Raw genomic sequence first — 13,915 nt, forward strand, 5'->3', positions numbered from 1 at the left:
TCCGGTTTCTTGATGCCTGAAAAATCTGCGCCCCGCGCAGATTTTTTCGTTTGAATCCCCCTTTGGCGTTACCATAGCGCCGTTGAAACCTCGTTGAGATGACTATGAAGCCGGTAATCGCCCTGGTGGGGCGGCCCAATGTGGGCAAATCCACACTCTTCAACCGACTGACCCGTACCCGGGACGCCCTGGTGGCCGATTTCCCGGGGCTTACCCGTGACCGTAAATACGGGGATGGCCAGCTGGGCGGCTATTTGTACACGGTGGTGGATACCGGCGGTATCGGCGAGAACGATGACGGCATCGACGTGCCGATGACCAGCCAGTCTCTGCAGGCCGTGGGCGAAGCAGATGTGGTGTTGTTCATGGTGGACGGTCGTGCCGGCCTGACCGCCGCTGATGAACAGATTGCCAGCGAGTTGCGCAAGCTGCCCAAACCCACCTACCTGATCGTCAACAAGACCGATGGGGTGGATGCGGATTCGGCCATGTCCGAGTTTTTTGCGCTGGGCCTCACCGAGGTGCTGCCGATTGCGGCGGCCCATGGTCGCGGTGTGACCAGCATGATCGAGCATATTCTGGAAGGCTTTACCGATCTGGAGCTGCTGCCGGAAGGCGAGCACCGCACCTCCAAGAAGCCCGGCGAAGACAGCATTCGTGTGGCCGTGCTGGGGCGCCCCAATGTGGGCAAGTCCACCCTGATCAACCGCATGCTCGGCGAAGAGCGGGTAGTGGTGTTCGATCACGCCGGGACCACGCGGGACTCCATTGAAGTGCCATTCGAGCGCATGGGGCGCGCCTATACCCTAATCGACACCGCCGGAGTCCGGCGGCGCGGTAAAGTGTTCGAAATGGTCGAGAAGTTTTCCGTGATCAAGGCGTTGCAGGCCATGGAAGCGGCCCAGGTGGTTGTGGTGGTGATCGATGCCCGCGAAGGCATTACCGACCAGGACCTGCATCTGCTGGGCTACGCCCTGGACAGTGGCCGGGCCCTGATGATCGCCGTGAACAAGTGGGATGGCCTCGAAGCGGACCATAAAGAGCGGGTACGGGTGAACCTGGGGCGGCGTCTGGAATTCGCCCCCTGGGTGAAGATCAAGTTTATTTCTGCGCTGCATGGCACCGGGGTGGGGGACCTTTGGGGCATGGTGGAGCAGGCCTGGGACAGCGCTTTTATCAAGATCGGTACCAACGAGCTGACCCGGATGATGGAAGAAATCACCAACGGCCATCCGCCGCCCCGCAATGGGCGCTTCCGGGCAAAATTGCGCTATGCTCACCTGGGCGGCAACAATCCGCCGACACTGGTGCTGCATGGCAATCGCACGGAAGCCCTGCCAGCCAGCTACAAGAAGTTTCTGGAGAACCGCTTCCGCGAGCTGCTGAAACTGGAAGGCACACCGATCCGGCTGGAATTCAAGTCCGGCACTAATCCGTATGAAGGGCGCAAGAATGTGCTCACCGACCGACAGGTGCACAAGCGCAAACGGATGATCAAGCGAATGAAAAAATAATCCGCCTCGCTGAACAGGGAAGGGGACCGGGGCGGCAACACGGAGGGTGAGTCATCAAACGCTGGGGGTATTGGGGAACAGCCGGTTGCTTAGGCGTGTTTTGCGCGTCTGCGCAAGCGATAGAACCAATGATGGAACCGGCCCAGCAGCCCGCCATGGTGCTGACTCCTGCCCGTGTCAGCCAGCCCCAGTCTGAAGCCCCCGCCAGCGTTACCGTTATCGACCGCACTCTGATCGAAGCCAGCGGTGCCCGCGAGCTGTATGAAGTCCTGAAACTGGTCCCGGGCATGGCCGCCGTGAAGGTGGATGGCAATGTCCCTTCGGTGGCCTACCACCCCACCCAGGCTCGCGATCAGCGGCGCATGTTGGTGCTGCTGGATGGTCGTAGCCAGTATCAGCCGGGCCTGTCGAGGGTGAGCTGGAATGCCATGCCGGTGGATATCCGTGACGTGGAGCGCATCGAAGTCACCCGTGGCCCGGCGGCGGCCGCTTACGGGGCCAACGCCTTTAGCGCCGTGATCAACATCATTACCCGTGACCCCAGGGATATCAGCAAGAGCAGTGTGACCCTGCAGGGTGGCAATAACGGTATTCGCGATGCGCATCTGGTCGGTGTCCACCAGCTGGAAAACGGAGCGCTGCGTGCTTCCGTGTCGAGTCGGGGAGATAACGGCTATGACGAACCCTTCGAAGGTGAAACCCTGCCGGATGGCAAACGCATCGATACGCTCAACACCGAGTGGGTCTGGGACGCGGATGCGCGCAATACGCTCACGATGCAGGCCGGCGGCAGCCGCAGCCGGCTGGAGCGCCAGCAGGAAGCAGGCGTGGCCGATATTGGTGAGTATCAGGGTGACCCGGTGCAAAAGGGCGAACGGGCGTTTGTGTCGCTGCAGTGGCAGCACAGTTTTAGCCGGACCCACCAGCTTCAGGTGCATACTTACGGTCAGTACAACCAGGAGATTACCGATTTTGATGTCTGTTATCTCGACCCTGTAACCGGCCAGACCGGGCCCGGTGGCGGCCTGTTTTTCAGCCAGGAACTGCGGGATTTGTATCTGCAGAATGGCAGCGACATGGGGGCCACTTTTGCTGCCTTCCCGTCTGATGCCGATGCTACTAACCGTTATCTGACCTTGCAGGGTGCTGGTGCGCCTTTCTGTGCTGGCAGCGAGCTGGATATTCAGGAGGTGCGTTATGACCTGGAAATCCAGGACACCTTGCAGCTGACCCGCTGGGCCCGGTTGGTCAGTGGTGCTGAAATTCGTCATGACCGGGTTCAGTCCGACAGTTATCTGGGGGGCACACAAGACAATATCAGCTACCGGTTCTTCGGCAATCTGGCACTGGATGTTCTGGATCCGGTAACGGTGAATCTGGGGGGCTATTGGGAGCGAGATCAGATCAGCGGCGATCATTTTAGTCCCCGCGTCGGCGTGAACTGGCGGGTGCTGCCGGGCCATCACCTGCGTTATGTGTATTCCGAAGCGCTGCGCACACCGGATATCTATGAAGAGCGCGCCAATATCAATATTCAGGCGCAAACCCTGTCGCCACCGTTTGCCAGTAACACCCAGGCGTTACTGGGCTGGGCGCCGGCGTACTTTTTTGTGACCCAGCAAAGCCCGGGCACTTTTGAGCCGGAGCGTATCCGCTCCTGGGAGGCGGGCTACTACGGGCAGTTTTCTGCGATAGAACTGGATGTGCGCTATTTCCAGGAAACCCTGACCGACCTGTTAAGCACGGCGTTGAATCCGTTTGAATTTGAGCCGAGCAATGAGGGGTGGGTGAACCATCAGGGCACAGAAGCCCAGCTTTCCTGGCGGCCGAGTGTATCGCACCTGTTCCGCGTCACCGGCTCGCACATACACACCCGGACGAATGTGAAGACCGAGCGACGCCTGGTCGCCCGGGATGCCGGCAGCGCCTTGTGGTCCTGGCAATTCAGTCCCCATTGGGCGTTTTCGTCCGCCTATTATCTGTCCAATGATTATAACGACAACGTTTTTGAGCGAGCGGACGTGCAATTTCGCTTTCGCCACCGTGCCGGCCCCACGGAGCTGGAATGGCGGGCGGTTGTTCAGCATAGGCTGAATGGCGCCCCGGTGGTTTTTGCAGAAAATGACTACCAGCAAGATCGAATGTGGCTGGGCGTGACGGTGAGGATATAGCCGGATGCGGAGTCAGCATGGACGCGTACTGGTTTTTCTCTTGCTGCTGGCAACGGCCGGTGGTGCGTTGTCCGCGCCGGCGCAAACCGTACACGTACTGGCTGAGCCCAGCCCCTTCAAGGATGTGTTTGTGCTTTCGCTGGCGCAGGATCTGCCGGCGAACCTGCGTGTGGTCGATGAGCCTGACGCGGCCGATTTACTGGTTGCCCTCGGTGATGCCGCTTTTACCCGTGCCTTGGGCCAGGAAAAACCGTTACTGGGCGTGCATGTCAGCCGTGCCCTGAGTGAAAAGGCCGCGCGGCTGGGGTGTCAGTGTGCGGCCATCTGGGCGGGGGTCAGCCTGGCGAATCAGGTGCAATTGGTGCACACCATCATGCCTTTGGCACGCCGCATTGGCGTGGTGCAGGGGCCGGACAGCGTCTGGCCGGCGGAGGCGGTGCGTGGTTTTCGCGGGCCGGTCAAACTGGAATTGCTGTCGGTAAAAGATACCCGGGAGCTGGGCAACACCCTGCGTGAAAACCTCAATCATCTTGATGCTATTGTGCTTCCCGTGGACGATGCCCTGCTGGGGCCGGACGCAGCCAAGCTGGTGTTGCTGACCAGTTACCGCCAGCGCCGGCCCGTATTTGGTCCGGACCTGACGTTTGTGAATGCGGGCAGTGTGGCATCCTACTATGCCAGCGGTAGTGATCTGGTCAGCGAAGCGGTTCAGCGGCTGCGTGTTTATGCTGACACGGGCGAGTGGGGTGCCTCTGCTTTTGTGTCTCGCCCGTCGGTGGTGGTCAACGAGCACGTCGCCAGCAGTTTCGACATGCATTACCGGGAAAGCGGAGCGCTTGAGGATGCTCTGAAAAATGCCGGGGAGGTGCCATGACGCGTGACGGTATGCCGCGCAAAGGCCCGGGAATTCGCAAGCAGTTGCAAGTGCTGGGGCTGGTGCCTGCCCTGTTCATGCTGGGGCTGTTGCTGGTGGCGTTGACCTGGCAGCGCTTTGAGGATGCCGATCGGGACCTGCGCGAGCTGGGCCGTTTTCTCGCCCAGCAGATTGCCTCGGCGTCGGAATACGGCGTACTGGCCGGTAATTACAAAGACTTGCGCCGTCAGGCGCAGCTGGCCATGCAGCGGGCGGATCTGCAGTACGTGGTGTTCCGTGATGGAGATGGTCAGGTGCTGCTGTACGAGGGGCGAGATCATCAGGAAAAAAGCAATGAGATCATCGAGTTTCATTCCGGCATTTATCGCCAGTCTGTGGCACCGGAAGGCATGCTGGTAGGCGTGGTGGGGCGTGACGACAGGCCCGACCGTATTGGTGAGGTGGTGCTTGGGATGTCCAGTGCCAGGTTGTTGGCACGGCAAAAGGAAATTTTGCTGGCCAGTATGATTCCCGCCTTCTTTGCCATGATTCTGGGGCTCTGGATCGCCCACTATCTGGCACGTCAGATCGCTGCGCCTCTGGGTTACCTGTCCGGTTTGCTGCGGACCCTGCGCCAGGGCGAATATTCTGTGCGAGGCAACAGCCGCTTGCAGGGGGAGTTGGGCGAACTGCAGGACAACATCAACGAGTTGGCTGGCGCCCTGGAAGGCGCCCGGCACAAGCAGCAGGCTGCCATGACTGAATTGCAGCAGGCCCATCGCCAGGCGGAAACCGCCAGCCAGGCGAAAAGTGACTTCCTGGCCATGATGAGCCACGAGCTGCGCACTCCCATGAACGGTGTGCTGGGGATGCTGCAATTGCTGGAAGAAACCGCCCAGAACGGGGAGCAGCAGGAGTACACCGAGGCGGCGCTGGAATCCACCGGTCATCTGCTGGATGTGATTAACGATATCCTCGATTTTTCGCGTATCGAAGCCGGGCGCATGGACCTGGACCCGTCTTTCTTCGAGCTGCAGCCCCTGTTGCAGAATTGTGTTGCTACCTTTCGCTATGTGGCGGAAAGCAAGGGGCTGTATCTGCGGCTTGAGGGCGACGAGGTGCTGGCAGGCAAGGTGACGCGGAGTGATCCCACGCGGTTGCGTCAGGTGCTCAGCAATCTGATTTCCAATGCGGTGAAATTTACCCAGGAAGGGGGCGTCACTGTCACCGTATCGGTGCGGCCGGTTCGGGGGGACTGGCTGGACTTGAGTATTGCCGTGGCCGATACCGGTATTGGCATTCCTGAGGCAAAACGTTCAAGTCTGTTCAAGGCCTTCTCACAGATCGATTCTTCCACCTCGCGCCGTTTCGGTGGCACCGGGCTGGGGTTGGCGATTGCGCGCAGGCTCAGTGAAATGCTGGGAGGGAACTTGTCGGTGGGCAGTCAGGAGGACGCGGGCAGTGTCTTTACGCTGTCGTTGCGGCTGTTCTTCCGCGAGCAGACGGAGGCCGGTGGGTCGGCGGGGCGACACCGTCCGGCTGATCCGGAGCAACAGGCCCTGCACGGGCTGGTGTTGCTGGTGGAAGACAATGTGGTCAATGCCATGGTGGCACGGCGTATTCTTGAGCAGATGGGAGTTACCGTGGTGACGGCCAGCAATGGTGAGGAAGCATTGGAGAAAGTGCGCCAGCGTGACTTTGATTGCATCCTCATGGATGTGCAGATGCCGGTGATGGATGGCCTGGAGGCTACCCGGCGGCTGCGACAGTGGGAACGGGAACAGGGCCGGGCGCCCATGCCTGTGGTGGCGTTGACCGCCAATGCCATGCATGAAGAGCGTGAACGGTGCCTGGCGGTGGGTATGAACTCCCACCTGGCCAAGCCGTTCCGCCGTCAACAGTTGGCGCGGGTGCTCAGTCCGTATCTGACTCCTGGACGTGTTCCACCCGGGCAGTAACTTCGCCGTCGACCAGTCGGGTGGTCAGGGTGTCACCGGGCTGTAATTGGCTCACGGAGCGCACCGCGTCGTCCCCTTTGAAGGTAATGCTGTACCCCCGCGCCAGGGTTTCCAGCGGGCTGGCCGTTTGCAGGCGCTTACTTAGCCCGGCCAGCTGCACTTGCTGTTGTTGAATCTGCCGCTGTATCGGTTGTGGCAATCGCTTGTTCAAGGCCGCCAGCTGTTGCTGGCGGTCCAGCAGAAGCCGCTCTGGCGATAACCGCGCGAGGCGTTGCTGGCTGGGTTGCAGGCGGCCCTGGAGCAGAGTGAGGCGGTGCTGCATCTGTCGTTGCAGCCGATTGTGCAATTCATCCAGTCGCTGGCTGCTTTGCTCAAGGTGCTGGCGAGGGGAGCGAAGCCGCTGACTCAGATGGCGCAGGCGCTCCTGCGGGGTACGGAGTTGTTGCGCCATGACCCATCGCAACCGCCGATGCAGGCCGGCCAGTCGCTGGCTGACCACCGACAGATCCGGGCTCACCAGTTCCGCGGCGGCGGAAGGGGTCGGAGCGCGCAGATCGGCGGCAAAATCGGTCAGCCCGGTGTCCACCTCATGGCCCACGGCCGAGACAATGGGAATGGGGCACTCGGCAACCGCCCGGGTCAGGGCTTCGTCGTTGAAGGCCCACAAATCTTCCAGAGACCCGCCGCCCCGGCCGATAATCAGGACGTCACATTCGTTGCGTGTCACAGCCAGCCCCAGCGCCTGGCGCAGCTGTACCGGCGCATCGGCACCCTGCACCGCTGCCGGATAAATCACCACGGGAATGGACGGGCAGCGGCGTTGCAGTACCTGCAGAATATCGCGAATGGCAGCGCCGCTGGGGGAGGTGATCACCCCAATCTGGCTGGGCCAGGCCGGCAGTGCCTGTTTGCGGTCCTGGGCGAACAGCCCTTCGCTCTGAAGCTGGGCCTTGAGCGCGTCGAACTGGGCCTTGAGAGCCCCCTGGCCGGCGGGCTCCATGTGTTCGACCACAATCTGGAAGTTGCCACGGGGCACATACAGGGTGATTTTGGCGCGCACCAGTACCTGCTGGCCGTTCTGGGGAGCAAAATCCAGCAACCTGTTGCGATTTCGAAACATGGCCCCATTAATCTGGGCACGCGTGTCTTTCAGGCTGAAGTACCAGTGACCGGAGGCGGGGCGGGAAAAGTTGGACAGTTCGCCCTGTAACCAGATCAGGGGGAAAGAGCTTTCCAGCAGGCCCTGGGCATCCAGGTTCAACTGGCTGATAGACAGTGGTTCGGCGCGGGATGAAATGGTCATCGCGGGAGGGTAGCCCGTTTTTTTGTACCCTGCCAGCGGTGATTGTGTGGTTAGCCGGTAATGTCGTATAATCGCCCGCTTAATTTAACGGGGTGCCTGTCTCATTCTAGGTGCTGCCGCTCCGCCCGGTGGCATCCGCCAGGCTCCCCCCTCACTTCCTACGGTGCAATATGCTCAGAATTGCCCAAGAAGCATTAACGTTTGACGACGTTTTGCTTGTGCCTGCCCATTCCAATGTGCTGCCCAAGGACGTGTCCCTGAAATCCAAATTGACTCGGGACATCGCTCTGAACATTCCGCTGGTATCCGCAGCCATGGATACAGTCACCGAGCACCGCCTGGCCATTACCATGGCGCAGGAAGGGGGCGTTGGTATCCTCCATAAAAGCATGGATACCGAAGACCAGGCGCGCAATGTGCGCATGGTGAAAAAATACGAATCCGGTGTGGTAAAAGATCCGATTACTGTCAGCCCCGATACCACGGTGGCCGAATTGATCCGCATCACTGATGCGAACAACATTTCCGGCGTTCCGGTGGTTGAGAAAAACGGAGAAGGTGACAAGGTAGTAGGCATCGTCACCAGCCGCGACACCCGTTTCATCACCAACTACGACCAGTGCGTTAAAGACATCATGACTGGCAAGGACCGGCTGGTGACGGTGCAGGAAGGTGTTGGCGCTGACGAAGTGCAAGCACTGCTGCACAAGCATCGTATCGAGAAGGTCATTGTGGTGAATGAAGCTGGCGACCTGCGCGGCATGATCACCGTGAAAGACATCGAAAAAGCAGCCAAGTATCCCAACGCCTGCAAGGACTCCCAGGGTCGCCTCCGCGTGGGTGCGGCAGTGGGCACCGGCGCCGGCACCGACGAGCGCGTTGCTGCGTTGGTGGAAGCCGGGGTGGACGTGATCGTGGTGGATACCGCACACGGCCATTCCCAGGGTGTGATTGACCGTGTCGCCTGGGTGAAGAAGCATTTCCCCGAGGTGCAGGTGATCGGCGGCAATATCGCTACGGCCGCTGCAGCCAAAGACCTGGTGGCCGCTGGCGCCGATGCGGTGAAAGTGGGCATTGGTCCCGGTTCCATCTGTACTACCCGTATCGTGGCCGGTATTGGTGTGCCGCAGATTACCGCCATTTCAGACGTGGCCGCGGCGCTGCAAGGCACCGGCGTGCCCTTGATCGCCGACGGCGGTATCCGCTTCTCCGGTGATATTTCCAAAGCCGTTGCCGCGGGCGCCAGCGCTATTATGATCGGTTCCCTGTTGGCCGGCACTGAAGAAGCGCCGGGTGAAGTTGAGCTGTTCCAGGGGGGCTACTACAAGGCCTACCGTGGCATGGGCTCGCTGGGCGCCATGTCCGGCTCCACCGGTTCCTCCGACCGTTACTTCCAGGATGCTGCTGCCGGTATCGAGAAGCTGGTACCGGAAGGCATCGAAGGGCGTGTGCCTTACAAGGGGCCGATGAGCGCTATCGTGCACCAGCTGATGGGCGGCCTGCGTGCCTCCATGGGCTACACCGGCTGTGCCACCATCGAAGAGATGCGCACCAAGCCGGAGTTCGTGAAGGTAACGAACGCGGGGATGAAAGAGTCCCACGTGCACGATGTAACGATTACCAAGGAAGCGCCGAACTACCCGGTGGGGTAATTTGGACTTTGGTGTAACTGGCCAAGGGCCTGATGCCTGGAGCCAGATGCTGAAATCGGTCGAGCCGTGCTCGACCGATTTTTGTTTTTAAAGCGTCAGGCGCCAGGCATTTGGCGTCAGGCCCGTTTTAACAAGATCCGGCTGCAATCCGCCGGCAATCACCGGGATAGATCCCCATGACAGACATCCATGCCCAGCGCATCCTGATTCTGGACTTCGGTTCCCAATACACTCAGCTGATTGCACGCCGCGTGCGGGAAATCGGTGTGTACTGCGAGATTCGTGCCTTCGACATGACCGCTGAAGAGCTCAGCGAGTTTGCGCCCAAAGGCATTATTCTTTCCGGTGGGCCGGAATCGGTGACGGCAGCAGAGACGCCGCGGGCACCTCAGGCCGTGTTTGACGCAGGCATTCCGGTGCTGGGTATCTGTTACGGCATGCAGACCATGGCCGAGCAGTTGGGTGGCAAGGTCATCGCCGGTGAGAAGCATGAATTTGGCTACGCCCGTGTGGAAAAGGCGGAAGCCAATGCGCTGCTGGACGGCATCGTTGACCATGAAGAGCAGGGCAAGGAATACCTCGACGTATGGATGAGTCACGGTGATCGTGTCGGCGAGATGCCGGCGGGTTTCGTGGCGACCGCCACCACCGGCAGCTGCCCCATTGCGGGCATGGCCAACGATGAAAAGCGTTTCTACGGTATCCAGTTCCACCCGGAAGTGACCCACACCCTGCAGGGCGGCCGTTTGCTGGAGCGTTTTGTCCGCGAACTGTGCGACTGTGAAGCCCTGTGGACGCCGAGCAATATCATCAGCGATGCCATCGACACCATCCGCGAGCAGGTAGGCACCGACGAGGTGATCCTGGGCCTGTCCGGCGGGGTGGATTCCTCCGTGGTGGCGGCGTTGCTGCACAAGGCCATCGGTGATCAGCTCACCTGCGTGTTCGTGGACAATGGCCTGCTGCGTCACCAGGAAGGTGACCAGGTCATGGAAATGTTCGCCGACAACATGGGCGTGAAAGTGATCCGGGTGGATGCGGAAGACAACTTCCTTGGCAAACTGGCCGGCGAGGCGGATCCGGAGCTGAAGCGAAAAATTATCGGTAACACCTTTATTGATATTTTCGACGAAGAAGCGGGCAAGCTGGAGAATGCCAACTGGCTGGCCCAGGGCACCATCTACCCGGACGTGATCGAATCCGCCGCCAGCAAGACCGGCAAGGCCCATGTGATCAAGAGTCACCACAACGTGGGCGGCCTGCCGGAAGACATGAAGCTCAAGCTGGTGGAGCCCCTGCGTGAACTGTTCAAGGATGAAGTGCGCAAGATCGGCCTGGAGCTGGGTCTGCCCTACGACATGGTCTACCGCCACCCCTTCCCGGGGCCGGGTCTGGGCGTGCGTATTCTCGGTGAAGTGAAGAAGGAATACGCTGACACTCTGCGTCTGGCGGACCATATCTTCATTGAGGAGCTGCGCGCCGCCGGTCTGTACCACAAGACCAGCCAGGCCTTCGCCGTGTTCCTGCCGGTCAAGTCCGTGGGTGTGGTAGGCGATGCCCGCCGTTATGAGTACGTGGTGGCCCTGCGCGCCGTGGAAACCATCGACTTCATGACCGCCCGCTGGGCGCACTTGCCGTATGATTTCCTGGAGCTGGTTTCCAGTCGCATCATCAACGAGATCCCGGGCATCAGCCGGGTGACCTACGATATCTCGTCCAAGCCGCCTGCCACGATTGAGTGGGAGTAGGGCAAACGGCACAGTCTGTGCCGTAGGAGCGTCGCTGGCGGCGCGATTCGCGCTCCAGGCGATAATGACCGCGCCGCCAGCGACGCTCCTGCAACGTGAATATTCGGGTCTGGATGCTTGAAAAGTGTCCAGATTTGCTTAAAATACGCTCCCTTGCTGGCATTCAGGCCCTGTGTACTCAGTTGCCTGAAATGAGATCCGTCTCTCAGCCAGCCAGAATTCATTCCGTTTCAGTCAGTTGCGTACGCCGGCCAAGTGCGGCTGGGGTTGTTGTGCCCGTTGTGGTGGCATACAATGCGCGCCTATTTACTGAGGCGGTGAGGCTACTCGCCTCGTTTTCGATCACAGATTGGAGGTTCACGACATTAAGCGTGGAGGCAAAGGCCGCGAGCAGCGCGCCAATACAAATCAGCAAATCCAGGCAACCGAAGTTCGGTTGATTGATGTGGACGGTGAGCAGGTCGGTATCGTCAGCCTGCAGGACGCCTTGGAAAAGGCCACTTCACAGCAGCTGGATTTGGTAGAAATCTCCCCTGGTGCGGAACCGCCGGTTTGCCGAATCATGGATTACGGCAAGCATCTGTTTGAAGCAAAACAGAAGGCCAAAGAGGGGCGTAAAAAACAGCGCCAGACTCAGGTCAAGGAAATCAAATTCCGTCCTGGCACAGATGTAGGCGATTACGAGGTAAAACTGCGTAATTTGATCCGCTTTCTCGAGGCCGGTGACAAAACGAAAATCACTATCCGCTTTCGCGGTCGTGAGATGGCTCACCAGGAATTGGGCCGTGAATTGCTTGCACGCGTCGAGAAGGATCTCGAAGAGTACGCTCACGTGGAGCAACGTCCGAACATGGAAGGGCGCCAGATGATCATGGTGCTCGGCCCGGGCAAAAAGAAGAAGCAGTCCTGATCGACTGTTTAATTAATTCATCAACTTGAGAAGGTACCATGCCTAAAATCAAGACAAACCGTGGGGCTGCCAAGCGTTTCAAAAAAACCGCCTCCGGTTTCAAGCGCAAGCAGGCATTTAAAAACCACATTCTTACCAAAAAGTCTTCCAAGACTATTCGTAAACTGCGTCCGAAGCAGGAAGTCCACGAAAATGATGTGGCTCTTGTTAAACGCATGATGCCCTACGCATAACTTTTACGGATCTGGAGACTAAACAATGGCACGAGTAAAACGTGGTGTGCAGGCGCGTCGTCGGCACAAGAAGATTCTCAAGCAGGCTAAAGGCTACTACGGTGCCCGCAGCCGTGTATTCCGTGTAGCGGTACAGGCCGTTACCAAAGCCGGTCAGTACGCCTACCGTGACCGTAAGGTTCGCAAGCGTCAGTTCCGTCGTCTGTGGATTGTTCGTATCAACGCCGCTGCGCGTTTGAACGGCCTGTCTTACAGCCGTCTGATCAATGGGCTGAAGAAAGCGTCCATCGACATCGACCGTAAAGTACTGGCGGACATCGCTGTCCGTGATCAGGCAACCTTTAGCGCTTTGGCCGAAAAAGCCAAAGCGAGTCTCACCGCCTGATCGACTGTTACGCAGCTGCGTAGTAGTGCATTCAACGGGGGAAGAGTTCGCGCTCTTCCCCCGTTTTTGTTGGTAAAAGAGACGCAACAAGCAACACGCTTCGTGCAACACGGGGAAGGGGTGCCGTATTGCACGAAGCGCGCTGCGTGTAGCGGAGGAATTGAAATGGAAAATCTCAATGCCCTGGTTGACGCTGCCTTGGCAGAGGTCGAGCAGGCTGGCGACATTCGGGCGCTGGACGATGTGCGGGTGAAGTACCTGGGCAAAAAAGGTGAAATCAGTGCCTTGATGAAGGGGCTGGGCAAGCTGAGCGCAGAAGAGCGCCCGCAGGCCGGCGCCGTCATCAACGAAGGCAAGCAGAAGGTTCAGGACGCTATTGCCGGGCGCAAAAGCGCCATGGAAGAGGCGGCCCTGAATGAGCAGCTGGCCAGTGAAACCGTAGATGTAACCTTGCCGGGCAGAGGAGAGTTGCCGGGCGGGTTGCACCCGGTGAACCGTATGCGCCGTCGCATTGAAGATTTCTTTCTGCGTTTGGGTTTTGATATTTCCGAGGGGCCGGAAGTGGAAGATGACTTCCACAATTTTGAGGCCTTGAATATCCCCGGTCACCACCCGGCACGGGCCATGCACGACACCTTCTATTTCGGTGATGGGCGCCTGCTGCGCACCCATACATCACCGGTACAGGTGCGGGTGATGGAGCAGGGCAAGCCGCCGTTCCGGATTATTGCGCCGGGCCGGGTGTATCGCTGTGATTCAGACCTGACCCACACCCCCATGTTCCATCAGGTGGAAGGCCTGTTGGTAGACAAGGGCATTACCTTCGCCGATTTGCGTGGCACCGTGGCGGAATTCCTGCGCTTTACCTTTGAAGTGGAAGATTTGCCGGTCCGGTTTCGGCCCAGCTATTTCCCGTTCACTGAGCCCAGCGCGGAAGTGGATGTGGGCTGCGTGAGCTGTGGTGGCGATGGCTGCCGGGTGTGCTCGCACACCGGCTGGATCGAAATCATGGGCTGCGGCATGGTGCACCCGAAGGTGCTGGAAGCGGGTGGCGTTGATGCGGAAGAGTACAGCGGCTTTGCCTTTGGTATGGGGATCGAGCGTATCGCCATGCTCCGTTATGGCGTGAACGACTTGCGGCTGTTTTTCGAAAACGACACCCGCTTTTTGTCCCAGTTCAGCTAACGC

Annotated in this window: 11 protein-coding genes; 10 read left to right on the forward strand and 1 reads right to left on the reverse strand. The window is 59.4% G+C overall.

Going from position 1 to position 13,915, the window contains the following annotated elements:
- Positions 1–104 precede the first annotated feature (104 nt).
- The 4 genes from der to F1529_RS05960 all read left to right on the forward strand — a co-directional run bounded on the left by der (position 105) and on the right by F1529_RS05960 (position 6,496).
- On the forward strand, positions 105–1,514 hold the full coding sequence (der, locus tag F1529_RS05945; RefSeq protein ID WP_007150450.1) for a ribosome biogenesis GTPase Der: 1,410 nt from the start codon (positions 105–107) through the stop codon (positions 1,512–1,514).
- Between the two features lie 128 nt (positions 1,515–1,642).
- Positions 1,643–3,685: a TonB-dependent siderophore receptor gene (locus tag F1529_RS05950; protein ID WP_155132987.1), complete on the forward strand. Its 2,043-nt coding sequence runs from the start codon at positions 1,643–1,645 to the stop codon at positions 3,683–3,685.
- A 4-nt stretch (positions 3,686–3,689) separates the two neighbouring features.
- Positions 3,690–4,559, forward strand: a complete 870-nt coding sequence (locus tag F1529_RS05955; RefSeq protein ID WP_050760121.1) for a hypothetical protein — start codon at positions 3,690–3,692, stop codon at positions 4,557–4,559.
- The gene (locus F1529_RS05960) at positions 4,556–6,496 is read left to right on the forward strand and encodes an ATP-binding protein (RefSeq protein WP_230457723.1); all 1,941 of its coding nucleotides are present in this window, start codon (positions 4,556–4,558) and stop codon (positions 6,494–6,496) included. Before F1529_RS05955 ends, F1529_RS05960 begins: the two co-directional genes overlap by 4 nt.
- On the opposite strand, the gene xseA is transcribed toward F1529_RS05960, so the two are convergent.
- Positions 6,453–7,799 (reverse strand): exodeoxyribonuclease VII large subunit, encoded by a 1,347-nt coding sequence (gene xseA / locus F1529_RS05965; RefSeq protein ID WP_155132990.1) that lies wholly within the window; start codon positions 7,797–7,799, stop codon positions 6,453–6,455. The two genes, F1529_RS05960 and xseA, sit on opposite strands and share 44 nt — an antisense overlap.
- Positions 7,800–7,969: 170 nt before the next feature.
- On the opposite strand from xseA, the gene guaB reads away from it, so the two are divergent.
- From guaB to pheS, 6 genes are all read left to right on the forward strand, one after another.
- A complete protein-coding gene (gene guaB / locus F1529_RS05970) occupies positions 7,970–9,451 on the forward strand; it encodes an IMP dehydrogenase (RefSeq protein ID WP_039926277.1) in 1,482 nt (493 codons plus the stop codon).
- Between the two features lie 176 nt (positions 9,452–9,627).
- Positions 9,628–11,199 carry a glutamine-hydrolyzing GMP synthase gene (gene guaA / locus F1529_RS05975; RefSeq protein WP_155132993.1) on the forward strand — a complete coding sequence of 524 codons (1,572 nt, stop codon included), beginning with the start codon at positions 9,628–9,630 and terminating at the stop codon, positions 11,197–11,199.
- A gap of 364 nt (positions 11,200–11,563) precedes the next feature.
- On the forward strand, positions 11,564–12,109 hold the full coding sequence (gene infC / locus F1529_RS05980; protein ID WP_039927233.1) for a translation initiation factor IF-3: 546 nt from the start codon (positions 11,564–11,566) through the stop codon (positions 12,107–12,109).
- A gap of 38 nt (positions 12,110–12,147) precedes the next feature.
- Positions 12,148–12,342, forward strand: coding sequence for a 50S ribosomal protein L35 (gene rpmI, locus F1529_RS05985; protein ID WP_007149690.1), 195 nt, complete (start codon positions 12,148–12,150; stop codon positions 12,340–12,342).
- A 25-nt stretch (positions 12,343–12,367) separates the two neighbouring features.
- On the forward strand, positions 12,368–12,727 hold the full coding sequence (gene rplT, locus F1529_RS05990) for a 50S ribosomal protein L20 (RefSeq protein ID WP_007151143.1): 360 nt from the start codon (positions 12,368–12,370) through the stop codon (positions 12,725–12,727).
- Between the two features lie 165 nt (positions 12,728–12,892).
- A complete protein-coding gene (gene pheS / locus F1529_RS05995) occupies positions 12,893–13,912 on the forward strand; it encodes a phenylalanine--tRNA ligase subunit alpha (protein WP_007150288.1) in 1,020 nt (339 codons plus the stop codon).
- The last annotated feature ends 3 nt before the right edge of the window (positions 13,913–13,915 follow it).

The organism is Alcanivorax sp. VBW004 (genome assembly GCF_009718865.1).
Classification (GTDB): Bacteria; Pseudomonadota; Gammaproteobacteria; order Pseudomonadales; family Alcanivoracaceae; genus Alcanivorax.

Coding starts and splice junctions, on each gene's coding strand:
- F1529_RS05960 (WP_230457723.1), top strand. CDS start 4,556: ATGACGCGTGACGGTATGCCGCGCAAAGGCCCGGGAATTCGCAAGCAG.
- F1529_RS05955 (WP_050760121.1), top strand. CDS start 3,690: ATGCGGAGTCAGCATGGACGCGTACTGGTTTTTCTCTTGCTGCTGGCA.
- guaA (WP_155132993.1), top strand. CDS start 9,628: ATGACAGACATCCATGCCCAGCGCATCCTGATTCTGGACTTCGGTTCC.
- F1529_RS05950 (WP_155132987.1), top strand. CDS start 1,643: ATGATGGAACCGGCCCAGCAGCCCGCCATGGTGCTGACTCCTGCCCGT.
- rplT (WP_007151143.1), top strand. CDS start 12,368: ATGGCACGAGTAAAACGTGGTGTGCAGGCGCGTCGTCGGCACAAGAAG.
- rpmI (WP_007149690.1), top strand. CDS start 12,148: ATGCCTAAAATCAAGACAAACCGTGGGGCTGCCAAGCGTTTCAAAAAA.
- der (WP_007150450.1), top strand. CDS start 105: ATGAAGCCGGTAATCGCCCTGGTGGGGCGGCCCAATGTGGGCAAATCC.
- pheS (WP_007150288.1), top strand. CDS start 12,893: ATGGAAAATCTCAATGCCCTGGTTGACGCTGCCTTGGCAGAGGTCGAG.
- guaB (WP_039926277.1), top strand. CDS start 7,970: ATGCTCAGAATTGCCCAAGAAGCATTAACGTTTGACGACGTTTTGCTT.
- xseA (WP_155132990.1), bottom strand. CDS start 7,799: ATGACCATTTCATCCCGCGCCGAACCACTGTCTATCAGCCAGTTGAAC.